Below are 24,333 nucleotides of genomic sequence, written 5' to 3'. Positions count from 1 at the left end.
CTCCTACGGCGATCGGTGGGTGGTGCGCCGGGCGACGGGGCGTGCGGCGGCGATCCGGGGCTGGACCAGGTGAACGGCGGTGGTGTCCAGGTCCTGCTGGATGGCGTGGAGGCGGCGGGCGATCAACTCCAGGCGGTGAGCGGTGTCAGTGCCGGCGGCCCCGGGCTGGCGAGCTACCCGGTGCGCGGTGTGCTCGACGAGTCCACGGACCGCGGCCAGTGGGCCGGCCTGTTCATCGGCGAGTTGAGTGAGGACGCTCGCGAGCTGGGCTGATGCGGTGGGCGCCTTCCGGATGGCGGGCCGCGTTGTGGGCCCGGTGCGTACCGGAGAGATCAGGTGGAGGTCCTGCTCGATGCGTCGCGCTTCGTCCGCGAGGCGCCGCAGGATGTCGTTGGGCGGGGCGTGCCACGCGCCGTCGAGACGGATTAGGTTGGCGATCAGGTCGAGGCGCTGGGGCTGGGCCTGGACTGCGATCCAGCGGCAGCCGTGCTCCTCGCCAGGGATCTCGATACCGGCGGCCCGGGCGAGCCGGTGGCCGGTTTCGGACCACTCTGGTCCGGTCAGCTGCCGGTTGTCCGGGTGAAGCCGGACGGTGAGGTGGAGGATTGCGTGCCGGTCGTCGTCGGGGCTGGCGGCGAACGGGTGTTCCAGGTAAGGGTCTTCGAGGTGCTCGGCCCACTGGACGGACGTCCAGATCTTCTGTTCGTCGTCCAGGGTGAAGTAATCCAGTCCGGGCCAGTGGGCGACGACCGTGTACTCCGGCAGGCCCTCGTTCGGGGAGACCGGCCGCCCCAGCGCCTCGGCGAGCGGGTCGTGCGGCGCGTGGGTCCGCTCGTGGAGGCGGGGGATCACCGGCCGCGCCGTATCTCGGCGATGTGCACGAGCTGGCCCAGGGCGGTGGTGGTGTACCAGCCGCAGTCGATCAGCTCGTTGCGGTCGGCGAACCGCGCCAGGAGCGTGTCCTCCATGGCCCGCAGGTAGATCAGGCAGTCCGGGCAGCGACGCGAGAGGTGCACGAGGTAGCGGGGGTGGGCGGTGACGTAGGAACGGGGGCCGCCGGTCGCATCCCGCAGTCGCCAACCGTCCTCGTCGGTCGGGGTGTGCCAGGAGGGGGCCACGACGCGCATTGCGTCGCCCCACAACTCCCCGCCCGCCGCCCCCTTCAGTACGACGACGGTGTCGCCGGCCTGGAAGTGGGAATGGGTGATGTCCCGGTCGGGGGTGAGCGGGTCGGGCGTCGGTGCGAACGCCGAGGTGGGCGGGGGCTGGGACATGAGTTCCTTCCACGCAGTGGCTGGCGGGGTGGGAGCATCAATAGTCCGGAGGAACGCCGGTTTGGCTAACCGGCGTTTCCCGGCTATGTTGCCCCGCCGTCAGCGGAAGGGGTTCTCCGTACCGATGTCGTCGGACGCCGCGGCATCCAGGAGTTCGGGCAGGTCAGCGCCCTCAGCGTCACGCTGGTCGATCCACCATCCGGCGCGGGAGACGGTACGGATCTTGTCCTCCAGGACGGGCCAGTCGGCATCGTCCCAGGTGCCCTCGCTCACCAGCGAGTTGTACGCGGCGGTGACGAGCTGGTGGCGGGATCGTTCGCCCCAGGCGAGGGCCTTGTCGGGCCCTTCGAGTGGCGGCATGTCGAACTGCTCGGCCCACGCGCGGGCGGATTCCTGCTCCTCGGCGCGCTTGGCGGCGAGCCATGCCTCCTTGGATTCCGTGTCGGAGTCCCGGGCGGCCTTCCAGCAATCCGTGCAGTCGCGGCCTTCGAGCCAGCGGGCATATCCGGCGCGCCGGTCGGCGGGACGGTTGGACAGGTTGATGGTCACTTCGTGCCCACAGCTGTGGACAATCTTCCAGGTAGTACGGACGGCCATGTGCGGGGTGATCTCCTTGTGTTGGGGGTGTGGTGCTTACGGCCGCAGCGGCTCAGGGGGTGCGCGTGCGTCGCGGGAGGCTTTCGGCGAGCTGTTCGGCAGTGCGGTCGAGCAGGTCTACGTGGTGTCGCCACGACCGGCGGACGAAGGTGGTCTGGAGTGCTTGGCGGTGGTCTCGGGGACGCTTCCGCCTTCTGCGTCGTCTCAGCGTGTCCTGCGGATGGCGTCTGTGGCCGCCTTGGCGATGGCGACGGGAGCGCTGGAGGGCTGGGGCAGGTGCAGCAAGGTGGTCCCCGGCAAGTGGTGGGACTCCGCGGTGAGGGTGAGCTGGAGTACGGCGCAGCCGGCGGTCGTGAGCTGCTTGACGCGGGTGACGGCCGCAGCGGTTTCGTCGCTGCCGTATCGGGCGTCGGTGACGATGACGAGGAGGCGGCCGGTGCCGGGGCGGGTGAGTTCGAGGCCGTGGTCGAGTGCGTCGATGGCGTCGCCGAGGTTGTGGTGGACGCCGTTGGCAGCGAATGTCGTCACGCGCTCTGGTGCTCGGTGGGTGGGTCGGGTCAATGCGGTCAGGTGCCTGTCGTAGGCGATGGTGGCGGTAAGGGAGTCGGGGTCGGTCAGAGCTGCTGCGCGTGCCACGATCCAGGCAGCGGACGCGACGGGCGCGCAGGCGGCACGCATGGAGCCGGAGACGTCGACGGCGATACCCACCCGCAGCGGTGGGGTGGGGGAGTTCCGGCGGCGGGTGTGGGTGAACGGTTCCGCGGTGGGGACCGACCCGGCCGCGCGCTGAGCGTCGCGGGCGAGGGCCGCGCGCATGTTGAGGCGGCCGGGCGGGGTGGGGCTGGTGGTCCGCTCCTCGGTCCGCTCGCGGTAGGCGGCGGCACGCAGGGCGCGGCTCAGGCGCGCGGCGGCCTGCTGCTCGGCGGCGGTGGGCCTGCGGGTGCCGGTGACCGGGTTGCTGTGGGGCGCCGGTGTGCCGTCGGGGTTGACGGTGGTGCCACGGGCGTTGAAGACCGACTTGGCGGTGGCGGCGGCTTTGCGTCGCTGGCCGGCCCGCTGGGCGCGGTCCTGTGCCTGCGCCTTGGACTGCGCGGCCTTGGCGTTGGTCGCTGCGGCCTGTGCCGCGAGGTCGGCGGCGTCGGTGGCTGCCGTGCTGTCCATGACGACCCCCACGGCGCCGGACAGCAGATCGGTGAGGTTCTCCGGCACGGGCAGGGCGGGGGCCGCGGTGTCCAGAGCGTCGCACCAGTTTTGAGCGTGCGCGAGCATGGTCGTGGCGTCGTGGTCGGCGCACGGGTGGGCTGCGGTCCAGATGCGGGTGAGTGTGGCCAGGAGGTTTGCGCCCAGCACCTTTTCGCACAGATCGGCGACGGCCCGAGTCTCGCCGGCATCCAGGATGCCGACGTCACGGCGGCCGAGGATCAGGGCCGCCACGGCGGCGGCGTGCTCGATGCCCTGGAGGGTGGGGTGGGCGATGTCGGGCATGACCAGGGTTCGGGCACTGGTGCGCAGGTACGTGCGGTCCGTGGGCCGCGTGATCAGGTGTGCGCCTTCGACGCGGCTCTCCTCCAGCAGGAGCGCGGCCTCGACGACACGGGGGTTCGCTCCGGCAGGCTGTGTCCAGACGGAGTGGGCCGCGTGCGCGGCCTCGTGGACGAACACTCCCCAGGCGGCGGGATACCGCTCCTCGTCGCCCACGATCCGCGGATGGATCTCGTGGGGCTGGAGCGGGGCGAACAAACGGGCGTCGACCTCGACCTCGCCCAGAGTGGGGAAGAACGCGGCCGGTGCGCCGCTGCGCGTGCCGGGGCGGCAGGTGACGAGGAGGTCCTGGCGGCCGGAGAGGGCGACCAGCCGGTCGCCGAGTTCGGCTCCCACGCGCAGCCACGCGGCCGGGGAGGAACGGGGTTGCGCGGGCGGGGCGCCGTCGTCGTCCCAGCGCGCGAGGTCGGCGTCGTCGTCCTGGGTGGTGGCGGGTGACTGGACGTGGTGGTGGGCGCTCATCGCGAGCGGCCCCGGTGCGCGGAGCCGGTGCTGCCCGGGGGCTGCCGGGCAGCCGAAGCCGGGAGCTGCTTGCCGAGGGTGAGGGGCGCGATCTTCTTGACGCCGACAGCCTTGATGACGGCGTCGGCGACGATGTCGCGATCCTCCACAGGAGCGATGCCGACCAGGTTCGCCAGCGCGGCATTGGTGCCGAGGACGGCCTCGGTCTTCTGGTAGCTGAGCAGCTCCCGCAGTTGGGGGGCCCAGCCCAACTCGCCGAGTTCGACCTGGCGGGCGAGGTTCCGGGCGACCCGGACCACCCGGGCATCGATCCTCAGCGCCAGGGCGAGGTCGTAGTCCGTGCCGATCTGGATCTGCACGCTGAACCGGGACGACAGCGCCTCCGTCAACACCGCGCCGTGGACGCCGGGATTGTGGCCCGCCACCACGTAGAAGCCCGGCTCGGCCTTGATGGTCTCGCCCTTGTGGGCCTTGACCTGGATCTGCCTGCGCCCGTCCATCGCGGGATACAGCGCCGCCAGGACTTTCGGTGAGATCAAGGTGGCGTCGTCGATCAGCAGGGCACGGCCCTCGGTCATCGCGGTGACCAGCGGACCGTACTGGAAGACGTAGCCTCCGCCGTCGGCCTGCGTGTACTCGCCGATCAGGTCTCCGACCGTGGTGTCGCCGTCACCGGCGACGGTGAGCAGGTCCGGGAACGCCGCCTCGACCAGCGATGTCTTGCCGGTGCCCGGAGGGCCGTAGAGCAGCACTGGCACGTCGGCGTCGCGCAAGCGATTCAGCGCCTCGACGTCGGGCAGATCGGCCAGCTCCCGGGGGTGGTAGATCTGGCCCCCCGCGCGGCGGATCGGGCCAGTCTGCCTGGGCGTGGCTGCTGCGGTAATGGTCGTGCGGGTCTTGGTCGGCTGGGCGCGGGGAGCGTGGGTGCCCGGTGGGCTGATCACAGCGGTCTGCGCGGCGGTGGAGGTGTTCGCGTTCGCGCGGAACTCCGGTTGTCCGGTTCCGCTTTGGTCGGCTTCACCGCGTCGCACCAGGGTGTGGGCGGCGTTGCGGACGGCGCCGTGGGAGTGGCCCAGCTGCCTGGCCATGTCGCCGATGGTGAGCGTGTCCGCCGGTCGGTCGGCCAGCAGTCTGGCCACCTTGGCCCGTAGTTCGCCGCCCTTGGTGCGCGCTGGACTGGTAGGCGTTCCGGGTGTGGTCACAACGATGGTCCTTCAACAGGTGCGGGCGCGGGTGGGGTTGGCGATGCGCTGGAGAGGCTGGCCGCTCTCGGAGCGGATCACGTTCTGTGCTGAGATCGGCGACCGGGGCAACCGGGCCGTACCGTCGGCGCTCACTGGACGGCCGAGGGCTCGGTCCCGGTGCAGGGGATGGCCGGCGACGTGCAGCTCGTCGGCTGCCGAGCTTGGCCGTGCGTCTGCTCCGTACTGGGTTCCGTCGCTCGGCAGGCGCAGACGGGCGTCTCTTCGAAGCCGTCCTGGAGCAGGATCCGCCGGGCGGCGGCGTTGTAGCCGGTGGTGGTGATCTCGCCGGTGATGGTGTGCCGGATCGTCATGAACGGCTCTGCTGGCGCTTCGGGCAAGGCGGATCTCCTATCGGTGGTGGCGGGAAAGTGGTGGGGCGTTGGGCGAAGGCGAGGCGGGCCTGGAGCTTCCAGCACATCAACGGTGCGTGGCTGGACCACGAACGATGGGCAATGACTGCCGACATGCTCCAGGGCGGGCCTCACCGCCCCACAGCTGCCTGACTCGCCTTTCCGCACGTTCTGATAGCCGGGCGTACCAACAACAGCCATGAATCGGTCTTTTGAGAAAATTTGGCAGGTAGTTGGGGTGCGCCCTGATCAGGGCGTCTTGTGCCGGCCTCGAAGCGGGCGGCGGTGTCGGGCGCGCGGCAGCTGTCCTGTGGGGCCCAGGCGCCGACGCGCGGCGAGCAGGACTGCGAGAGCGAGGGCCGCTCCGGCGGCGGGGAGTGCCGCGCTGGCGAGCGGCTGCTCGGCAAGGCGTCCGGCCAGGGCGGTGCCGACGGACTGGCCGACGCCGATCGACAGGATGAGCCACGCGTACGCCTCGCTGGTGCGGCCCTCCGGGGCAAGAGCGTCCGTGGTCACGTAGGCGCAGGCGACCACGACGGTCAGGAACGCACCAGGGACGGTCACCGCGACGGTGGCTGCCAAGGGCCCGGGCAGCGCCACGAGCGGGAGCCATCCGGCGAGGAACACGGCTCCGGCGGTGATCAGCCGGCGGGTGGTGGTTCCCTTCCAGGTGCGGCGCCCGTAGACGAGGCCGCCCAGGAAGCTGCCGGTGGAGAACGCGGCGGGGATGATGCCCGAGAGCATGTCCTGCTCGTGGTGCTCGGCCATGGCGATCGACCACACGTTCATCGCGCCGATTGCGAAGCCGGTGCCGGTGAGAGAGACGAACAGAAGCACCAGGCCGGGGCTGGCCAACCGGCGATTCGCCAAGCTTTGCGAGCCTGTTGACGATCCGGATCGCCAGCGCCGAGAAGGCGGAGCGAAGGCGACCAGGGCGGTGCCGACCAGCCCGAGGACCGCGGTCACGGCGAGCGCGATGGCGGAGTCGTACGCGGAGGCCAGCGCAGCCACGAGCAGGGGGCCGGCGATGTAGAGCAGGCCCTGCGTGCCGGTGTCGAGGGCGAGTGCGGCGTGCCGAAGCCGGGTGTCGGGCAGCACGCTCGGCCAGAGGGCCCGCAGCCCCGCCTCCAGCGGCGGGGTCGTCAGGCCGCCGGCGACCACGACGGCCGTGGCGAGGCTCGGTCCGCCGTACGGCCCGGCCAGGGGCAGGGCCACCAGGAGGGCCGAGTTGAGCAGAGCTGCCGGAAGGTGCACCACCATCTGGCCGTGGCGGTCCATAAGACGGCCCTTGACCGGTTGCACCAGCGCCGAGGACAGCCCGTACAGGGCGCTGAGCAGTCCGCCGAAGGCGATGCTGTTCCGCTCGTGGTGGCCCACAGGAGGATGGCGACGGGGGCCATGCCGTTGGGGAGTCGGCCGGTGAGGGTGCCGCCGAGGAGGCGAGCGACGTACGGGCTGCCCAGCACCGCGCCGTAGGTGATGCGCCGTGCCGGGGCCGGGGGTGCGGTCAGGGACAACGGGTACTTTCTCGGTGCTTAGCGGTGACGGGCGAGCGTGCTGGCGCGGGGCGGCGGTACGGGTGGCGTGGTGTCCACCGCCGGGCGCGGTCGGGTGGGCAGCACGGGGGCACGGTGCGGGGGCAGGACGGCGACGGTCGCGCCGAGGTCTTCTGCCGCCTCCTCGACTTCGCGGGTGAGGAACTCGATCTGCCGGCCCAGCGCGGAGAGGCGGGCGCCGATCTGGCGGCCCTGTGAGGTTTCCAGCGCACTGGCGAACTGGCGGCTGGTCTCCAGGAGTTCCTGGAGGCGGACCATCGGGCCCGCGTCGTAGCCCCGCTGGGTGGCACTGAGCAGCGCGTTGGACGCGTCACCGGCCTGCTGGGCCTCGACGGCGTCGCGGATGAGTTCCTGCAGGGACACCTCCGGGGCCGGGACAGGACGGTTGAACCGGGAGACGTCCGGGCGCAGCACGCCGGGCGGGACCGGCGCGGGCAGTACCTTCCCTGCTTCGTATTCGTGGGCGTAGTGCCCGATCACCTGCCAGCCTGGTGCGCCCGGATCTCCGCGTAGCGCGACGACTGTTGAGTCGTCGTCCTCGACCAGGTAAGCGAGGGTGATCGGCTGGCCGTCGGCGGCGTACCACGACTCGGTCAGGTCAAGCTCGCCGCGCCGCTGCGCGGCCTGGGCCCGCTCGGTCCACATCTGCTGTTCTTCGCCGGTCAGGGGCGCCGTGTGGTGCTGGCCATCGCGCTGGTCAGCGAGGTTGCTGGCGATGACGCTGTGGTCCGCCCAGGCGGTGAGGTGGGGCCATAGGTTTGCGTGCTGCGTGCGTTCGGCCGGGGAGCCTGGGGTGGCCGGCTGGTCGAGAGCCTGGCGGATTTCGGTGGTAGAGGTGGCCAGGCCCTCCAGCACGGCGCGCCATCCGGTCAGGTGCCGGGCGGGCGGTAGCTGGTCGAGTGCGTAGCGGGCGGTATCGAGCAGCGCGTCGGCGTGTGGGGCGAGGTGGATGCTGTACGCCTCAAGCGCTGTTTTGTCGCGGTGGGCCCGTGCGGCTTCTGCGACGCCTGCGTGGAGGGTGCGGCCGTAGCGGTCGCGTGTCATGTCGAGCGCGGCTTCCGTCTCGCGATCGATGACCGCCATGCGGAGCCGAAAGGAGCGTGCACCGTTGGCCAGTTGGGCGGTGCTCGGCAGGCGGCTGTCGGGGGCCGGACTACTCGAAGGCGTCATCGGGACCGACCGCCGCCGGAGGTCGCCAGGTGGACGGTCGGCGCGAAGGTGGGCTTCGGCGGGATCGGCCGGGCCGAGGGTGGAGAGGTGGTGGGCGGTGCGGACCGCTGCGTCGTCCGGCCGGCGGCAGCCTGGGCGAGACGACTGCGGCGCTCCATGAGCCCGTTGGTCCGGATCGGACGTGGTGGACCGGCGGAGAGGGACGGGTCGAGGCGGATGTCGGCCTGCACGGTGTAGCCCTGGCGGCGCAGGTCGTGGACGGCCTGACGGGTGCGGCGAGCACCGTCATGTTCGGGCTCACTGAGCCGGTACAGGCCGGGCTCTCCGGGAACGGGCTCGAACTGCTCACGTTCCAGGAACCAGTGGGCGAGGTGTGCGGGCATGGAGGGGGTGAAGGAGGCGACGAAGCCGTGGGTGTCGTGGTCGCCGAAGGCGAAGTGGGGGCCTGGCTGCAAGGGGGCGGGGTTCCCCTCTCATGGTCGGGGCGGTGGCGCGGCGTCAGCGGCTGTGGCGTGGCTGTGCCGGCGGCACGGCGCGCGGGGGCAGGGACGGCGCACGAGCAGGGGTCGAGTGGAGACGCGACGTGGGAGCGAGCGGGGTGAGTGCTCGCATCCGGTCCTCGGCCACGTGCAGGACCTCGCCGAGATTGCGGATCTCGGCGGCGGCGTCGGCAAGGTCGTTGGACAGGTCGAAGCCGTCGTCCTCCTCGGCTTCCTTGGCCTTTTCGCCGGCTGCCTCGAAGAACTCGCCGAGCCGCTCCAGCAGGCCGTTGACCGGATCCAGGACCTGGTGGAGGAGAGCAGCGGCATCCGCGTGCGACTCGGCTCCGTTGAGCCGGTCGGTCAGAGCGAGCATCGCGTCGCCGTAGACGTAGGAGGGAGCGCGGTCGGCTACGGCGGGGGCCTCGGATTGTTCGGACGGCGCCTGAGCTGGGTTGGCGTGCGGGTCTTCGTGGGGCAGGACGGGATGTGGGAGCAGCCCGAGCTGGGCGAGGCGATGGTCGAGTGCCTCGATCAGGGGCTGGGCGCTGCCGCCGTGACGCCCTTCGGGCCGATGGGGGGCGCCGGGGTCGTCGGAGGGGGCCGAGTCGTAGAGGACTTCGAACAGCGTCTGGTCGTCTGGGTGTTCGCGGGTTGCGATCCAGCCCTCCGGGTCTCCGGGCGGCCGTTCGGTGGGGGGCTCCTGTGGCGGGCTGATGATCAGGTAGCTGTCGTCGGGGAGCGGCACGCGCACGATGTAGGCGCTGAGGCCGAACTCGATGTCGCACTGCAGTCCGCGTGCCCGCAGCGGTGTGGTGATGTGCGCGTGGCGGCGCCACAGTTTCTGCCACCACGGGGTGTTCACGTTGCGGTGGTCGGGAAGCGGCGCAAGCGGAGCCGTCGGGCGGGTATCGGGAGTGTTGTCCACGTCAGCGGCCACGGCTCCTCCGGCGGAAGGCCGGCGATCGGCGCGGCGGAGGTATCCGGCGGCTGGGGTCGGCTTCCTGCTTCGGGGTCGCACTGAAGTCGAGTTCGTATTCGTCGTAGGTGGCGATCAGGTCGTGTTCCATTTGGGCTTCGCGGTCGGCGACCTGCGCCATGAGATCGTCGTGCTCGGCCTGACACTGCTGGTACTCGGCCCAGTCGGCGTCGCTGAAATGAGCGGGGCGGTTCAGATCGTTCCTTGGGTTCTGGATGGATCGGGCTGTGGACTCGGCGCGGTCAGCGGTGGCGACCGCCCGGCCGGGGCGGCGGAGGCGCCGGCGGACCTTCCTGGCGGATGAGCGGCGCGAGGAAGCGTTGGAAGCCGACGTGGCCGTCGAGTTCTTTGGCCGCATCCCGAAGGGATTCCGACGCGCGCCGCAGGAAGGCGCGGGCCCAGGCGTGATCGATGACCATGCGGTTCGTGAGGTAGTGCCGGTCGGTCGGGTTGGCAGACCGGGGCAGGGTCAGTGCGCACTCCGCGGTTTCGGCGAAGTGAGGAGCTGCATGGCTCGACATGGTCGCTGCCGTGGCGAGATGCTTCTGCACGGTCTTGCCGACGTGGGTGGTGTGGTGCGGGCTCTCGGCGAAGTCGGCAGTCAGCCGGAGGACGTCGCGGGAGAGGTCCTGTGCGTCGATGGCGTGCCGGAGCAGCGCGGGGTAGGGGGGCGCGGCCGGTACATGTCCGGTTGAGTCGAGCAGCTCCCATTGCCGGGCGGCATTGTGCAGTTTGTCCTTCATGGCGTTGAGCGTGCCGATAAGGTGGAGAGCGTCATCGCTCGGAATCAGGTCGCGTTGGAAGTCGGGTTCACGGCCTCTCGCTCCTCAGTGCATACGGGCGTCGGTGTCGAAGAGCTTCAGCTCGTAGCTGTGCAGGAGGTGCTGCACGATAAAGCTCCGACCTGCGACTTTCCACAAACCGCGCCCTCGGTTGAGGTGGGCGATGGCGTCCATCTCGACGGAGGTCAGGCCGAGCAGGGAGGCTGCGGCGTGGAGCTGGTCGGTCTCCTGGCGGTAGATGATCCGGGTGCTGCAGTCGGCGAGGAGCCCCTCGGCCAGAGCGCGGCCCTGTGATCCGGCGTCGCCAGCGGTGAGTAGGTCGGACAGTCGGTGGATCACCATGAGGTTGGCGATGCCGAGGCCGCGGGACAGCTTCCACTGGGCCTGCATCCGCTGCAGCAGACCGACGTGCCGCATCAGGCGCCATGCTTCGTCGTAGACGATCCAGCGACGTCCGCCGGAGGGGTCGGAGAGGGCGGATTCCATCCAGGCGCTCGCGCAGGTCATCGCCAGGACGAGGGCGGTGTCGTCGCCGGAGCCGCCGAGACGGGACAGGTCGATGGTGAGCATCGGCGCGTTCGGGTCGAAGGCGACGGTGGAGGGGGCGTCGAACATGCCGGCCAGGTCGCCGTGGACCAGGCGGCGCATGGCGTGGGCCAGGTCGCGGGCGGCGTCGCCTAGTTGGCCCGACATCATCCCGGCGGCCTCGCTGAGGACGCCCGGGTTGTTGAGGGTGGCGGCGACGTCACCGAGGAGCGGGGTGCGGTGTGTGGCGGCGGCGCTGGTGACGACGGCGTCGAGGGCGACGTCCAGGGCGGTGTGCTCCATGGGCATCAGGTCGCGACCCAGGACCGTGCGGGCGAGGGAGCCGAGCAGGAGCAGGCGCCGCTTGCGGATCTCGCCGACCCAGTCGGCCTCGGAAACGCTGTCCGGGCGCGGGGCCGCGTCCAGGGGATTCAGGCGTCCGGGCAGCCCGGGACCAAGAGCGACGGACCGTCCGCCGAGGGCCTCCGCCACCGGCGTCCATTCCCCCTTCGGGTCGCACGGCACGTAGACCCGGTATCCGAAGGCGACCGAACGCAGGGCGAAGCTCTTGGCGAGCGCGCTCTTGCCCTGGCCGATCACTCCGGCCAGCAGCAGGTTGGGGTTGGTGAACCCCTCGACCTTGCCGTACAGCGCGAAGGGATCGAACACGAAGCTGGCTTCCGCGTGGACGTCCCGCCCGATGTAGATGCCCTCGGCGCCGAGTCCGCCTTCGGCCAGGAAGGGATATGCGCCGGCGGCTACAGCCGTCGTCATGCGGTGGGCGGGTAGCTTCAGACGGTTCTTGCGCGCGGATGCGGGCCCGGGGCGTCCGCTCGGCGCATAGAGCGCGGCGGGCATTTCGTGTTCGGCGGACGAGCTCTCGGCCTGGTGGGCGCTGGCTTCTGCGCGGATCTTGGCGGATGCCTCGGCGAGCTGGCGATGGGCGGCCTTGCGGCTGGCGCGGTCGGTGCCGTGGGGGGTGAAAAGGGGGCTGGCGCTGGCGCGGCGGGCTCGGCGTGCGGGCCGGTGGCTCATGAGACGGTGGCTTTCGGGGAGCAGATCACGTGGGGGGTGGCGGTCACGCGCTGGGGGAAGCGGAGAACAGCGTGGTCCGGTAGCTCTTGCCGTCGTTGTTCCAGTCGAGCTGGATGTTGCCGTCGGCCAGGTAACGGCCGCTGCCTGCTGTGTACTTGATGACCGGCGTGGTGTAGGAGCTGTTGCCCGCCGTGTTGCCGTGCTCCAGCTTGTATTCGATGCCGTAGGAGTTCGAGTACTTCATTACCGGGTCCGGTCCGCTCACCGACTTCTTGACCTGCAGGTGGAAGCGGGCGGCGTCCAGAGTGTCGGTCTGGTTGACGAACCAGACCGGACCGTCCCAGCTGGCCTTGGCGTAGGCGTAAATGACGCCGCTGACACGCTTGGCGCACAGCGTCACCTTGAAGTTGTAGTTGTCGCTGAGAGGACCGCTGTACGCAGGATCATCGGCGGATGCGCTGCTGGTGGTGCAGTGGTAGCTGGCGGCGGAGACCGGGCCTGCGGTGATGAGCGAGGCGACGCCGAGAGCGGAGGCGAGGGCCAGAGCGATGGAGACGGAGCGCTTCGGTGTGCGCATGTGGTCCTTTCGGGATGGTGGAGCTACTTGCTGCAGGTGGTGGCGTGTCCACCGGCGGGGCCGCTGAGGTCACGCGGGGTGGTCTTGCGGCGGACGACGTGTCCAGCTGCGAGGTGGCGCTGGCAGATGGTCAGTACGGGCGGCCCCTCGGGCAGTTGCTCCGGATGGCAGGTGCTCGCCTCCGCGTCTGCGACGGTGGTGCTGGGCAGCAGGTGGAAGGCGGCGTGGACCTCGCTGGTGGCCTGCCAGAGGCGGGTGTGTGCGGTCGCCAGATGACGGCCGGCGGCTGGGCGAGGTGGCCGCGTGTTGTCGGCGAGCCGGTCCAGGAGTTGGAGCAGAGCGGTGAGGTGGGCGTGCAGTACATCGAGGTGCGGGCGGTCCGCAGGCTGGGGCGGGTTGGCGCCTGATGGCGTCAGTGACCGTGTGTGGTAGCGGACTCCGGCGCTCGCGGCGCGGAGGTAGGGGTGCGCGTCGTCGGGACGGGTGGGAGTGGTCAAAGGTGGTGGTCCTTCCTGCCGAACGGCAGGGTGGCGACGGGCTGCCCATCGCGGTTGATCTGCGATGTGAACTGGCGCGTCTGGTTCACAGGGCGGTGCGGGCGAGGGGGAGGGCGGCGAGAGCGAAGGCGTCAGGCTGCTGGTAGTTGAGCCTGCGGAGGTCGACGCCAGAGGTGACGGCGTGGGTCTCGATCTGTGCGCAGGCGGCGTCCAGGAGGGCGTCGGTCTCGGCGGTGACGGTGACCAGGCCGGTCAGGGCGACATCCGCGTGTCCGGCGATGAGCTGGCGCTCACGCTGCTTGACGTCGGCGTACTCGACGGAGTCTTCTTCGCTGTCGACCTGTCCGCGGCGGGCGCGTTCGTTGGCGTCGGCGATGATCGCCGCCTTCTTGCGCTGGACGTCACGCAGCGCGGACTCGAGCCCCTGCGGCACGTAGATGAGGGAGAGGCTGCGGCGCACGCCGGCGGTGAACATGATTCCGTGCAGGAACCCGGCACCCATCTCGGTCCGCGGCCAGTTCTCCACCCAGTACGTGGCATGCCGAGCGCTGTCGGTGGCGAGGCGGTCGTACTCCTCGAACTGGACGACGGGTCCGGCGGCGGCGGGGTCGGCTTCGGCGCGGCCGGTCTCGGACCACTGCTGGAGTGCGGCGAGGGCTTTCGGGTCGTAGGCGGTGCGGATGACGGCGGCGATCTCCCGCGCGCTCAGCCAGCCGGTGACCTGAAGACCTGCGTTGCGGGCGGCCTGCGCGATGGAGGCGGTGGTCTGTTCCATGACGGTGAACGCACCGGGCAGCCCTCCGCCGGCCTGGCTGATCAGGCGCCGGGCGGCCTTGAGGTCCAGGGAGATGGCGAGATAGGTCTCGTGCGGTGCGGCGGCAGGGCCGGCAGAAGCGACCAACTCCGAGTAGATCTGTCCGGCGACGGGGGCCTGGGGCTGCCCGTTCTGGGCCCAGTGTCGGGTCAGGGTGTCGCCGCTGTCGGGAACGGTGCGCTCCAGTACCTGCACGGTGGCGATGTGTCCGGTGCGGGCGATGCCTGCGAGCGCGCGTCCCCAGCTGGAGACGTTGTGATTCTGGGTCGCGGGGTCCAGGAGGGCGAAGGCGCGGCTGCTTACGCGGGCGATGGCGGTCAGGGTCTGCTGGTGGGGGTCGTGTACGGCGGCGGCCTGGTTGGCGGAGTCGCCGGGGGTGACCACCTTCAGCGAGGCGGCGGTGCCCGGTAGATGGAGGACGCCGTCCTGCCGCGGCCGGGTGAGGGGCCGGGCGAGCCAGAGCGTCTGGCCGCTGCGGCGGCGGTGTGCGTAGCGGGTGACGATCGGTGCCCAGTCGATGAGGGACCGGCCGTGCCGGCGGATCGTGACGAGCGCTCCGGATGCCGCCCACAGTGGGGCCAGGGCGGCGGCGCCGAGCAGTCCGGTGGAGATCACCGTCATCAGCAGCAGTGCCAGTGAGCAGGACACGAGGACGAGTTGGGGGAGGGAGAGGCCGAGGAGGATGCCGCGGCGGGACCGGTGCGGAAACTTCACCGTGACCGGGGCGACGGAGAGATCAGTCAAGGGGCGGGTCCTGGAGGCGCGGGTGGAACCCGGGGGCGGGGCGCGTGTGCGTCCCGCCCCCGGGAGTCGGGCAGGGGATCAGAGGCCGGTCGGCGGCGGCGCGGCCGGTCCGCTGGACGTGGCGTTCTGTGAGCCGGAAGACGGTGGTGCGCCCTGCGGCGGCGGGGTCGTGCTCGGCGGGGTGGACTGCCATCCATCGCCCTGGCCGGACGCGGCGCTCGCGCCGGATCCGCCCGGCCCTTGGCTGCCGCCCACCTGGCCGCTGGTGTCGTCGGACACGCTGGTCGGGGCGGGCTGGACGGCCTTCTCCAGGCCGGACTTGACGGCATCGCCACCGGGCGAGACGCCCGTTCCGCCGGATTGCGACCCTTGCTTGTCGTCTCCGCCTCCGCCGGTCGGGTGGGAGGCGATGTCGCCGGGGAATCCGCCTCCCCCGCCGGCGTCGGGGCCCTGCGGCGCCGCGCCGGCTCCGGCCGCGGCACCACCGGTCCCGGCGGTGGCCGCCGCAGAGGCGGCCTTGCGGGCGGCCTTCTCGGCGTGCGCCTTGGCGATCTGTGCTCCTGCGCCACCGGCCCGGTGGATGGACTCACCGTCGGTGCCGTCGGCTGCCCAGTGCACGAATTTGAAGACCGCGTACGGGCACAGCAGCACCAGGACCATGATGACGATGCCGGACATGACGTCGGCCAGCGCGGCGATGCCGTCCTTGGCCTCGGTCTTGCCCATGGCGGCGATGCCGAGGACGAAGATCACGGTCATGAGGAGCTTGGAGACCACGAGGGTGGCGGTGGCTTCGATCCAGCCCTTGCGCCAACGCCGGGCGACCTCCCAGCCGCCGCCCGCCGATGCGAAGACGGCCAGGGTGACCATGACGAGGATGCCGACCTTGCGGACCATCATCACGCACCAGTAGAGGAACGCGCCGACGGCGGCTCCGAGGCCGGCGACGACGGGGACGAGCCAGCCCAGGCCGGCCAGACTGCCGATCTGGTTGACCTTCACGATCCGGCGCACGGCCGACTCGATGTTCAGGTGCGCGGTCTTGAACAGGCCGGCGGATATCGCGTCGACCACTTCGATGGCGATCGTGGTGAAGGCTATGGCGCAGAAGGCGAACAGAACGCCGGACGCGGTGCCGGTGAATGCCTGTGTCAGGGCTTGTCCGTCGCGCCGGACGGCGGCTCGCACCAGTTGCGCGCAGAAGGTGGCGACCAGCAGGACCAGGCCCAGTGGTAGCAGCATCTCGTAGTTGTCGACGAACCACGAGGCGTTGAGGTCCACCTTCGTGGTGGTGTCGACTGCCTCGGCGGCCAGGTCGGCTGCGGCGGCGGCGAGTTCGCCGGCGGACTTCGCCATCCAGTCACCGATGGCTTTGCCGGGGTCAGAGGCAAAGCTCACCGCGTCACCGACGGAGCACAGCTTGTCTGCCAGGGGGAAATCACAGAAACCCACGGGGAGTTACTCCTCCTTGTCTTGTCTCAGGCGCGGGTCACTGCGTGACGCTCGGGGCGAGGGCGGCCAGGGTGCAGTCGTGATTCGGGCGGCACTGGACGGCGAGCGTTATGGCCCGTTCCTCGGCTCCGCCCCCGCCCTTCTTCCAGGCGATCTGCTGCTTGCCGTTGACGGTGACGACGTAGATGTACGCCTTGGTGATCGCGGACGGGTCCTCGGCCAGTGCCTGCTTGAACGCGGAGGGGTAGTGGCCCTCGGTGACGCTGGCACTGGCGTGCTGGTCCTGGTCGGCCATCCGCGACCACAGCACCGGATCGGGAACCTGGCCGGAGATCGAGGCCCAGTCCGCGTACGTGCTCTCGCCGGTCATCCAGGCGCGCATGCCGGAGAGTTGCTGGTCACGGCTGGTGTCGCGGGTGTCGTAGGACCACAGCATCTGGGCTGCGGCCTTGGCGTAGGCGACCGGTTCGGAGATCTGCGGAGGCTTGGGCACCGAACCGGATCCTGAGGAGGGCTTCGGGGCGGCCTCGGAGGAGGACGGGCTGCCGGTCGGGGCGGGCGCGGCGGTGTCCGGATCCCGGTGGCCGTTGCCGCCGCCGGTCATCAGGGCGACGCCCCCGGCGATGGCGAGGAGGACGGCGACGGCTGAGGCGACGATCGTGATGCGTTTGCTGGCCGGCCAGCCTGCGCCGTACGAGGACGGCGAGAGGGAGGGGAATCGTTTCCGCATCAGTGGACCTGGGTTCCCAGGCTGGAGAAGAACGCCACGATGCCGTTCGCGGCACCGAGGCCGAGAGCTGCGCCCGCGGCTACGACAGCGCCCTTCTTGCCATTGGCCTCGGCCTGGTGGCCGCCGGTGTGGTGGCCCCAGGCCCAGACGCCGAGTGAGACGGCGAGGGCGCCGACGACGGCGATGATGCCGAACATGTTGATGCTGTTGACGACGTTCTTCAGCACGGCGAGGCCGGGCAGGCCGCCGCCCTTGGGCGAGATTCCTGGGTCGTAGGCGAGCTGGATGACACGGTCTGCGAGGGGGAGGGACATGGGTGTGGCGGGGCTCCTTGCATACGCGGGCCAGGCGAAGGCCGGCGGAAAGGGAATGCGGAGGGGGAGGTGCGCTCGGGGCGCGGAAGGGGCCGCGGGGGTACGCCTTGGAGCGGGGTCCGGGCGGGGGCGTCGTCAGAGGACGCGGCGGGCGGCGAGGATGTCCCAGTCCTTGATCGGAGTGATCCGGACGGGCTTGGTGGTGCGCGGTGCCTCGATGACGAGGCCCTCGCCCATGTACATGCCGACGTGCTCGGGCCGAGAGGCGCTGCCGCGGCTGAAGATCAGGTCACCGGGCTTGAGCTGGGCAGGTGATACCGCCTTGCCTTCGTTGACCTGGGTGTACGTGGTGCGCGTGAGGGAGATGCCGGCGTGCGCGTACGCCTGCTGCATCAGGCTGGAGCAGTCGCACCGCCCCATGGGGTCAGGGCCGTGCGAGTTCTTACAGGTCCCGCCCCACTGGTAGAGCGTGCCGAGCTGGTGCATCGCCCACTCGATGGCCTTGCGTGCCTTCGGATCAGCGTCCTTGGGGATCGAGTAGCCCTTGGGGACGCTCCCCTCGGGGATGCGGCCGAAGCCGGTACCGTCCTGGCCCGGCGAGCAGCCGCTCGTACCGGTCGACGGCTTCTCGGCCTGATCCGCGTCCTTGCTCGCGTCATCGCCTCCGCCGGGGAAGGTCTTGGCGATGGCGGACTGCAGCGCGGTGGCCAGGTTCTCCCACTTCGCGTACGCGTCCGGAAGGCCGGACTTCTGCACGGCTTGGGCGGCCTGGGTAACGGTCATCTGCTGCCAGCCGCTCACCTTGAGCAAGTGCTTGTAGAACTGCTCGGAGGCGTAGACCGGGTCACGGATCTGCTCGGCACTGCCCCAGCCCTGTGAGGGACGTTGCTGGAACAGGCCGAGGGAGTCGCGGTCTCCGTAGTTCAGGTTGCGCAGCCGGCTCTCCTGCATCGCCGTGGCGAGCGCGATGATCTGTCCCTTCGTGGGGACGTCGAGCGAGAGGCCGGCGGCCACGATGGTCTGGGCGTTGGGGACCTGCTCGGCGGGAAGGTCAAGGCCCTCGACGTGTACGTCCTTGCCGGACGCCCCGTCGAGGATCTTGCCGACCTGCTCGGTGACCTTGTCGGTGTCGATGTCGGTCAGGCAGCTGCTGACAAGACCGTTGCTCTGAACGGCGTCGGCGGAGGAGGCCAGCATCATCCCGGTGCCGGCGATCAGGATCGGGGAGAGGAAGACGACGCCGATGCCGGCGGCGAGCGCCTTCAACCGGAGCGATCCGCCCGCCGGTCACCGGTTTTGGGCAGGGGCGGGTAACGAGACGTCATGAGCGTGTCCTTCGGGATGCAGTGTCCGGCGTGCCGCGTGCGCGAGGCGTTTCGGAAGGGCGCGGCAGCCGGGGTGGGCGATCGTGGCGGGCCGGGGTGGGCAAGTTGCCGCTCGCTCCACGTGGCCGGACCGCGAGTTAGGTGTGCCAGGGCAGGGGGTGCCTCCGTGAGATGTGGCGGGGAGTAGCCAGCGACGGTGTGCGCCGGGCGGTTCAAAAACAGTAGGCGCGGATTGGCGGTTGACCAAAAAGTCGGTGGGAGGTACCGGTTTCCGGCACCTCAGCGAAGCGCTTCTTGGTCGTCGGCGGATTCGCCTCTACAGTTTTTGGACTCCCCCTCTCCTCCTCGGTCTGTGGCCCTGGGCTTCTGCATGCCCGATTCCAGCCCGCGAGGACTCCTGCGTGAGGCGGTGAGTTCCCCTCCACCTTTTCCACACCCGAATAGGGGTTCCTCTTTGCCTTTTTCCCTGCATCAGGGCGACGCCCTCAGCGTTCTCGCCGGCCTCCCGGACGGCTGCGTCGACTCTGTCATCACCGACCCGCCGTACAACTCGGGCGGTAGGACCGCGAAGGAGCGCACCACCCGCTCCGCCAAGCAGAAGTACACGTCCGCGGATTCCAAGAACGACCTTGCCGACTTCACCGGCGAGAACATGGACCAGAGGTCGTACGCGTTCTGGATGACGCAGATCATGACCGAAGCGCACCGTATGACGAAGACCGGCGGGACCGCGCTGCTGTTCACCGACTGGCGTCAGCTTCCGACCACGACGGACGCGATCCAGGCGGCCGGATGGCTGTGGCGCGGCGTGCTGGCTTGGCACAAGCCGCAGGCCAGGCCGCAGAAGGGGCGGTTCACCCAGAACTGCGAATTCATCATCTGGGCGTCCAAGGGGCCGATCGACGGTTCCCGGAACCCGGTCTACCTGCCGGGGATGTACTCGGCGTCGCAGCCTTCGGGCTCCAAGCGTCACCACATCACGCAGAAGCCGGTCGAGGTGATGCGTGAGCTGGTCAAGATCAGCCCTGTGGGCGGCACCGTCCTCGACTTCTGCGCAGGCTCCGGCTCCACGGGCGTCGCCGCCCTGCTGGAGGGCCGGGATTTCATCGGCGTGGAGAAGACCGAGCACTATGCGTCGATCGCGGCCGACCGGCTCACCGAAACCATCCGCGAAACCCTCACGCAGGACGACGTCGTTCTCACAGTCTGAGCTGCGCCCGCGCGAACGGCGCCCCGCGGCATTCCGACGACCGAGACGGTTCCCCGCTGAAGAGACTGCGGGTCGCCGCCTTTGTCCTTCTCTCATTCCGCGTCTCGTAGGAGGCCGAACCTTCCATGCCTGAATCCACAAATCCCGACGATGAGGGGGAGTTGGAACCGGTTCGCATTCCGGATCCACAGCTTGAGGGAATCGAGGCGAGCGTCCGACGGCTTATGGAGCAGTCGGCACAGCAGGCGCAGCAGCTCGACCACCTCGCATCCACCCCGGAGCCCAGCGGGTCGCCGTTCGCGGCGTTCGGCATGCCAGGGCTTGGCGGGCCGCCTCCCGCCGCGTCGTCCGAGCCCCGCCCGATCCTGGAACTCGACGGGGAGGAACGTGAAGACGAACTCGACGCCCTGTCGGACTGGATCGACGACTTCTTCCTCCCCGTCTACGGATCCGAGGTCACCACCGCGGCGCCCTGGTGCCTGCAGTGGCAGGAGCACGACGATGTCGTGGCCTGGCTCCACGCGCTGTGGCTCGCCTACCAGCAGCACAAGGAACCCGACGCCGGGCTCTCCGGATTGTTCGTGTGGCACCGCGATTTCCTCATCCACGCCGTCGCGGTGATCCGCGCACCGGGTGGCCCGCTGTCGGCCTGCATGACCTCTCCCGACCGCCCCGCACACCGTCTCCTGCCCGGCCCTCCGCCCTCTGTGCGGACGGAGGCGGCATCCCCGGTGGAGGGCGCCGGGCCGGCCGAGCCGACGTCGTGAGCGCGGGACAGGCGCAGCCCGCCTTCGGCCTGAGCTTCGACCCCCGAGCCCTGACCGACCTCCTCCAGGCGCCCAGCGACATCCGCGACCTCACCCTCGCCTACCTGCAGGAGGTCGTGAACGCCCGGCGCTTCGGGTTGCGCCTCGACGGTGACCTGGAGGGTTACCGGAAGCTGTTCGTGGACTCGCGCAAGGACTGGCGCGTCGTTTACGGAGTCCGCCCGGCGCCCTCGGAGTCCGTACACCCGAAGGAGATCCACGTTGTCGCGGTCCGGCCGCGCGCGGGCAACGACGTCTACGACGAAGTCGGCCGCCGGCTGGGGATGACCCGCCGACCGCTGAGCGCCCGCACCCACGCGGCTCGCTCTCGCCCTCCGCAGCTGACGACCCGCGGCCCTGTGCCCCGGCCCGGTCCGCCGTCCACCGCACTGCCGGGGCTGCCCCGTCCCGCATCCAATCCCGCGCACCATCACGCCCGCTGAACGCACGGAGATCCGCCTATGCCCCCTGAACCCACGCCGACACCAGTGCGGCGTGCGGTCTCCCCGCTCGACCATCGCATCGAAGCCGCCACCGGCCATGACATCGACACTCTGTGGGTCTATCGCGACCGCGGTGTCCTCGACGAGCTCCACGCCCACCTGGTCGACCGACACCGTGAACTGGCCAAGGCGCAGACCGGCGTCGTGTTCTACCTCAAGCTCCTCAACCGTCTGTCGAGCGGCGAGTTCGATGTCGATGACGCCCTGTTCACGCGCATCGACCGCACGGTGGACCAGCTGGAGGAGGCCACGCATACCCGCGACGCCGCTGCCCGGACGGTGAGCGCCTCCCTAGTGCCCATCGAGGCCGCCTGGGCGGCCTCGATGGGCGGTCCGAGTCCGCTCTCGACGGACGACCAAGCGGCTCTCCTCGCCATCGCCGGCGGCGCCAAGCTCTACGAACACCTGCTGACAGGCCGGTTGACCGTGACCGCCGCCTCCGGCACCCGTATCCCTCACGCCAAGCTGCAGCGGCTAGAGGACGCTGGCCTGGTCGTCCGGGACACAGACCACCCCGTACACGCTGGCCAGCCGGTCGCACTCACCGACAGCGGCCGAACTGCGCTGTTCGCCGCCCGGCGGACCCCGACGACCCAGGCGCCGAAAGTCCCGGCTCGCCCCCGCACGTCGCCGTCCACCTCGGTGCAGCGGCGCTGAACCCCACCGAAAGGTTCTTGTTGTCTCCCACCGAACCGGCGCCGGCCCGGAAGCCCATCCCTGAAGTCGACTTCGAGCTGGACGACCTCGACGCCGACGAGGAGAAATACCTCGACTTCTACCGCAAGGTCGCCGTCCACGAGGACATGCTCGTTCCCCTCGCCGAACACCACGACGGTGCGCACAGCTACTACGTCCTGTTCGACCGCACCGCCACCTGGGGGCACCCCGGTATGCCCCAGGTGCTCGCCGTACACCTGCAACGGGACCACGAGAACAGCACGTTCAGCTTCGAGCAGGCTCCGCTGCCGCTGCCCGCGATGGCGCAGTCCTGGCTCATCAGCCGCGGCTGCCCGCACGACGCCATCGGCCTCAACCCTGAACTGGGCCCGCCGGCAGCAGACGAAGCGACCCGCGCGCTGGAAAAGCGCCTCGCGGGCGACGGCGACCACTACGCCATGGGCTACTCCTACACCGCGGATGACCCGGACGACATGGTCACCGTCGTGGCACTGCGCGCCCTGGACGAGCGAGCACCCAACCCGTTCCGCGTCGTGGTCGAGGAGGTCGACACGGACGCCTGGACCCACACCCTGCGCGAGGGCGGCTTCGACACGGTGGGCGAGGCGCTGCAGTGGTGCGACGACCGTCTCACCGGCGAGGCCGGCCCGCTCCCACCCGTCCGCCCGGCAGCCACCGCCACTCGCCCGGCTGCCGCAGCGAAGGCCCCTGCCCCGCGCCCGCCCGGCCGCTCGCGCTGAGCGTCTCGTCCGTGGTGAGCCGCGCAACATAGCCGACGATCGCCGGTTAGCCAAACCGGCGATTCTCCGGACTCTTATACAGCCGCCGGGTCACCACCCGCGGCACCCCCCTTCCACTAATTCCCCATGCCTTCACGGAGGTTTCTTCCGCATGCGCTCCACCCGAATTGCCATATCCGCGGCGATGCTTGGCGCACTCGCCCTGCCAGTGCTGTCCGCCACTACCGCCAGCGCCGCACCGACCGCCGCCTCCGTTCTCCCGGCGAGCGACTGCTACGACCAGTCGCCGTACCTGCCGTACGTGGTGCACGCCAAGGCCGTGACCATCCGCTCCAAGGCCAGCTCGAAGTCCACAGCTCTGGGCGTGCTCTACAAGAGCCACAAGTTCACCGTCTCCAAGAAGAGCGGCAACTGGGTCTACATCACGGACAAGACGACCGGCGTCAAGGGCTGGGTCTCCGGCACGTACGTCTACCGCGACATCCGGATGTGCCTGGACTGACCGGTACGTGGCCCGGCGCCCGGAAGCAGTCGAGCTGCCAGGGCACTTCGCCCTCAAAACCACGCATCGGCCTTTCCAGAACAGGAGCTTTCCTTTGTCCGACGGCATATCCGATGACGCCGAGGATGTCGTAGGCGTGCTCACCGAACGAATAGAAGCGCGCTTCGGCATGGACATAGGCCAGTTGAAGGCCGCGGTCGCCGCCGCACCGACGGCCAATCTCGACGCCACCGATGTCGTCAAGTGGCACGGCCTGCTCACTGAGGCCCAGTCGGTGCTCGACCGCGCGGAGGATGATCTCCTTGCCGCGCTGGACACCCAGCCCAGCGAGGTCGACGACCCGACGATGGGCCTCGCCCACCGCGTGGACGCCGCCGTCACCGCCCGCGACGGGCGAGCCCTGGTGGTGCGTTGGCTCCTCGACCCGGACGCTCCGGGGAAAAAGGACCTCGCGGCCGAACGCCTCGCGCGGCTTCGTCCCCGGCCCGGCCCGGCTGTGCAGACCAGTGCCCCGCACCGACCTGCCGGGACGTCCGCGCCGGCGTCGGCGTGGGGGACGGGAAGGGCCGTCCGATGAGCCGGGACAAGGCCAGCACCATGGACGCCGACCTGCAGAAGGTCTTCGGACGCCCGCTACCAGAGCTCTACGAGTCGGCCATGGGTCCCGATGCCTCTGCCGCGCTCACCCGCGCTCTGGAGCTGCGCTCCTTCCTCGCGCTCACCGAGGAGCAGGTCGCCCGCGTCCGTGACCGCGTGCATGCCGACATGGATCCGGACCGCGACATGGGCGACCTGTCGGCGGACAAGCTCCGCTTCGACTCGCAGTGGCTGCACGCGGCGCTCGATGCCCGCAACGGCTATTACGCTGCCCTCGGCGAGCTGCTGCGCACCCATGCCTGCGCCCGAACAGCAGGCCCGGCCCGTGCGCCTGACGCAGCCCAGGGCTACCGCAACCCTGCCTCCGTCTGCCGCCCCGGCACCCCAGCGTGCCGGGGCGGCCCGGGCCCGCCGACCGTGAGAGCCGCCCCTTGCCCCACCTCGCGTCCACGGAGATAGCCGGACGGATCGAGGACCTGTACGGCGCACCGCTCGCCGACCTCGAAGCCCACGCCCAGGACCAGCCGCCCGGCATGCTCTCCGCCCTGCTCGGCATGCACAACGACCTAGCCCTCGCCGAGTGCAGCATCGACTTCCACCGCGACCACCTCGCCCGGCTTCTCAACCCCGAGCGGCAGATCAGCCCGCACGAGGTTTCCCACCTCCTCGACGGCTCCCGCCGGCTCGCCGAAGCAGTCGCCGTACGCGACGTGCAGACCAAGTCAGCCACCGCCGTCCTGCAGAGCCTCGCCCGCGTCCCGGCCCCCACGCCGCCCCCGCCGGCTCTCTCGCCGCCGCCACCGGCTCCGCCCCTTTCGGCGCGAAACACGGCGCCCAGCCGCTGACCTG

The 24,333-nt window shown here is 70.4% G+C and carries 28 protein-coding genes and 1 pseudogene; 9 read left to right on the top strand and 20 right to left on the bottom strand.

Annotated features, from left to right (window positions below; genetic code table 11):
* Positions 1 to 3 precede the first annotated feature (3 nt).
* The 20 genes from OG972_RS05650 to OG972_RS05555 form a co-directional block, all read right to left on the bottom strand.
* Positions 4 to 852 (bottom strand): relaxase/mobilization nuclease, encoded by an 849-nt coding sequence (locus OG972_RS05650; protein ID WP_266978831.1) that lies wholly within the window; start codon positions 850 to 852, stop codon positions 4 to 6.
* Entirely contained in the window at positions 849 to 1,274 is a 426-nt protein-coding gene (locus tag OG972_RS05645) for a hypothetical protein (protein WP_266978830.1), read from the bottom strand. Before OG972_RS05645 ends, OG972_RS05650 begins: the two co-directional genes overlap by 4 nt.
* 99 nt (positions 1,275 to 1,373) lie before the next feature.
* Complete coding sequence (locus OG972_RS05640) at positions 1,374 to 1,871, bottom strand: hypothetical protein (protein WP_266978829.1); 498 nt, start codon at positions 1,869 to 1,871, stop codon at positions 1,374 to 1,376.
* Positions 1,872 to 2,075: 204 nt separating this feature from the next.
* Positions 2,076 to 3,875 (bottom strand): hypothetical protein, encoded by a 1,800-nt coding sequence (locus OG972_RS05635; RefSeq protein ID WP_266978828.1) that lies wholly within the window; start codon positions 3,873 to 3,875, stop codon positions 2,076 to 2,078.
* Complete coding sequence (locus OG972_RS05630) at positions 3,872 to 5,014, bottom strand: AAA family ATPase (RefSeq protein WP_266990292.1); 1,143 nt, start codon at positions 5,012 to 5,014, stop codon at positions 3,872 to 3,874. Before OG972_RS05630 ends, OG972_RS05635 begins: the two co-directional genes overlap by 4 nt.
* Positions 5,015 to 5,208: 194 nt before the next feature.
* The gene (locus OG972_RS05625) at positions 5,209 to 5,430 is read right to left on the bottom strand and encodes a hypothetical protein (RefSeq protein ID WP_266990290.1); all 222 of its coding nucleotides are present in this window, start codon (positions 5,428 to 5,430) and stop codon (positions 5,209 to 5,211) included.
* A 288-nt stretch (positions 5,431 to 5,718) separates the two neighbouring features.
* The gene (locus tag OG972_RS05620) at positions 5,719 to 6,846 is read right to left on the bottom strand and encodes an MFS transporter (RefSeq protein ID WP_266978826.1); all 1,128 of its coding nucleotides are present in this window, start codon (positions 6,844 to 6,846) and stop codon (positions 5,719 to 5,721) included.
* A 158-nt stretch (positions 6,847 to 7,004) separates the two neighbouring features.
* Positions 7,005 to 8,195 carry a hypothetical protein gene (locus OG972_RS05615; RefSeq protein WP_266978824.1) on the bottom strand — a complete coding sequence of 397 codons (1,191 nt, stop codon included), beginning with the start codon at positions 8,193 to 8,195 and terminating at the stop codon, positions 7,005 to 7,007.
* Positions 8,192 to 8,650, bottom strand: coding sequence for a hypothetical protein (locus OG972_RS05610; protein WP_266978823.1), 459 nt, complete (start codon positions 8,648 to 8,650; stop codon positions 8,192 to 8,194). The genes OG972_RS05615 and OG972_RS05610 overlap by 4 nt, the downstream gene beginning before the upstream one ends.
* Before the next feature lie 43 nt (positions 8,651 to 8,693).
* Positions 8,694 to 9,614, bottom strand: coding sequence for a hypothetical protein (locus OG972_RS05605; protein ID WP_266978822.1), 921 nt, complete (start codon positions 9,612 to 9,614; stop codon positions 8,694 to 8,696).
* Entirely contained in the window at positions 9,604 to 9,774 is a 171-nt protein-coding gene (locus OG972_RS05600) for a hypothetical protein (RefSeq protein WP_266978820.1), read from the bottom strand. The genes OG972_RS05605 and OG972_RS05600 overlap by 11 nt, the downstream gene beginning before the upstream one ends.
* A gap of 121 nt (positions 9,775 to 9,895) precedes the next feature.
* On the bottom strand, positions 9,896 to 10,396 hold the full coding sequence (locus OG972_RS05595; RefSeq protein WP_266978818.1) for a hypothetical protein: 501 nt from the start codon (positions 10,394 to 10,396) through the stop codon (positions 9,896 to 9,898).
* Positions 10,397 to 10,480: 84 nt separating this feature from the next.
* Positions 10,481 to 11,995 carry a VirB4 family type IV secretion system protein gene (locus tag OG972_RS05590; protein ID WP_266978816.1) on the bottom strand — a complete coding sequence of 505 codons (1,515 nt, stop codon included), beginning with the start codon at positions 11,993 to 11,995 and terminating at the stop codon, positions 10,481 to 10,483.
* Positions 11,996 to 12,038: 43 nt separating this feature from the next.
* Positions 12,039 to 12,572, bottom strand: a complete 534-nt coding sequence (locus OG972_RS05585; protein ID WP_266978814.1) for a hypothetical protein — start codon at positions 12,570 to 12,572, stop codon at positions 12,039 to 12,041.
* Positions 12,573 to 12,595: 23 nt separating this feature from the next.
* Positions 12,596 to 13,069 carry a DUF6238 family protein gene (locus OG972_RS05580; RefSeq protein ID WP_266978812.1) on the bottom strand — a complete coding sequence of 158 codons (474 nt, stop codon included), beginning with the start codon at positions 13,067 to 13,069 and terminating at the stop codon, positions 12,596 to 12,598.
* Positions 13,070 to 13,154: 85 nt separating this feature from the next.
* Positions 13,155 to 14,627 (bottom strand): SCO6880 family protein, encoded by a 1,473-nt coding sequence (locus OG972_RS05575; protein ID WP_266978811.1) that lies wholly within the window; start codon positions 14,625 to 14,627, stop codon positions 13,155 to 13,157.
* 78 nt (positions 14,628 to 14,705) lie between these two features.
* A complete protein-coding gene (locus OG972_RS05570) occupies positions 14,706 to 16,079 on the bottom strand; it encodes an ATP-binding protein (RefSeq protein WP_266978809.1) in 1,374 nt (457 codons plus the stop codon).
* 37 nt (positions 16,080 to 16,116) lie between these two features.
* On the bottom strand, positions 16,117 to 16,809 hold the full coding sequence (locus tag OG972_RS05565) for a hypothetical protein (RefSeq protein ID WP_266978807.1): 693 nt from the start codon (positions 16,807 to 16,809) through the stop codon (positions 16,117 to 16,119).
* Positions 16,809 to 17,123 carry a DUF6112 family protein gene (locus tag OG972_RS05560; RefSeq protein WP_266978805.1) on the bottom strand — a complete coding sequence of 105 codons (315 nt, stop codon included), beginning with the start codon at positions 17,121 to 17,123 and terminating at the stop codon, positions 16,809 to 16,811. The genes OG972_RS05565 and OG972_RS05560 overlap by 1 nt, the downstream gene beginning before the upstream one ends.
* A 135-nt stretch (positions 17,124 to 17,258) precedes the next feature.
* Positions 17,259 to 18,389, bottom strand: coding sequence for a C40 family peptidase (locus tag OG972_RS05555; RefSeq protein WP_266978803.1), 1,131 nt, complete (start codon positions 18,387 to 18,389; stop codon positions 17,259 to 17,261).
* 513 nt (positions 18,390 to 18,902) lie between these two features.
* Here OG972_RS05555 and OG972_RS05550 point away from each other — a divergent pair.
* The 9 genes and pseudogenes from OG972_RS05550 to OG972_RS05510 all read left to right on the top strand — a co-directional run bounded on the left by OG972_RS05550 (position 18,903) and on the right by OG972_RS05510 (position 24,329).
* A complete protein-coding gene (locus OG972_RS05550) occupies positions 18,903 to 19,658 on the top strand; it encodes a site-specific DNA-methyltransferase (RefSeq protein WP_266978801.1) in 756 nt (251 codons plus the stop codon).
* A 224-nt stretch (positions 19,659 to 19,882) separates the two neighbouring features.
* The gene (locus OG972_RS05545; RefSeq protein ID WP_266978799.1) at positions 19,883 to 20,425 is read left to right on the top strand and encodes a DUF4913 domain-containing protein; all 543 of its coding nucleotides are present in this window, start codon (positions 19,883 to 19,885) and stop codon (positions 20,423 to 20,425) included.
* Positions 20,422 to 20,907 (top strand): hypothetical protein, encoded by a 486-nt coding sequence (locus OG972_RS05540; RefSeq protein WP_266978797.1) that lies wholly within the window; start codon positions 20,422 to 20,424, stop codon positions 20,905 to 20,907. Before OG972_RS05545 ends, OG972_RS05540 begins: the two co-directional genes overlap by 4 nt.
* An 18-nt stretch (positions 20,908 to 20,925) precedes the next feature.
* The gene (locus OG972_RS05535) at positions 20,926 to 21,624 is read left to right on the top strand and encodes a hypothetical protein (protein WP_266978795.1); all 699 of its coding nucleotides are present in this window, start codon (positions 20,926 to 20,928) and stop codon (positions 21,622 to 21,624) included.
* A gap of 17 nt (positions 21,625 to 21,641) precedes the next feature.
* Positions 21,642 to 22,385, top strand: coding sequence for a hypothetical protein (locus OG972_RS05530; RefSeq protein WP_266978794.1), 744 nt, complete (start codon positions 21,642 to 21,644; stop codon positions 22,383 to 22,385).
* Between the two features lie 151 nt (positions 22,386 to 22,536).
* Entirely contained in the window at positions 22,537 to 22,887 is a 351-nt protein-coding gene (locus OG972_RS05525; RefSeq protein ID WP_266978792.1) for an SH3 domain-containing protein, read from the top strand.
* Between the two features lie 94 nt (positions 22,888 to 22,981).
* Positions 22,982 to 23,464, top strand: coding sequence for a hypothetical protein (locus OG972_RS05520; protein WP_266978790.1), 483 nt, complete (start codon positions 22,982 to 22,984; stop codon positions 23,462 to 23,464).
* Positions 23,461 to 23,905 (top strand): annotated as a pseudogene (locus OG972_RS05515) (hypothetical protein). The gene OG972_RS05520 and the pseudogene OG972_RS05515 overlap by 4 nt, the downstream one beginning before the upstream one ends.
* Before the next feature lie 10 nt (positions 23,906 to 23,915).
* Positions 23,916 to 24,329 (top strand): hypothetical protein, encoded by a 414-nt coding sequence (locus tag OG972_RS05510; protein WP_266978788.1) that lies wholly within the window; start codon positions 23,916 to 23,918, stop codon positions 24,327 to 24,329.
* Positions 24,330 to 24,333 lie beyond the last annotated feature (4 nt).

This window comes from Streptomyces sp. NBC_01669 (assembly GCF_026339735.1).
In the GTDB taxonomy this organism is placed as follows: Bacteria; Actinomycetota; Actinomycetes; order Streptomycetales; family Streptomycetaceae; genus Streptomyces; species Streptomyces yanii.
This window is presented reverse-complemented; position numbering and strand designations above follow the sequence as displayed.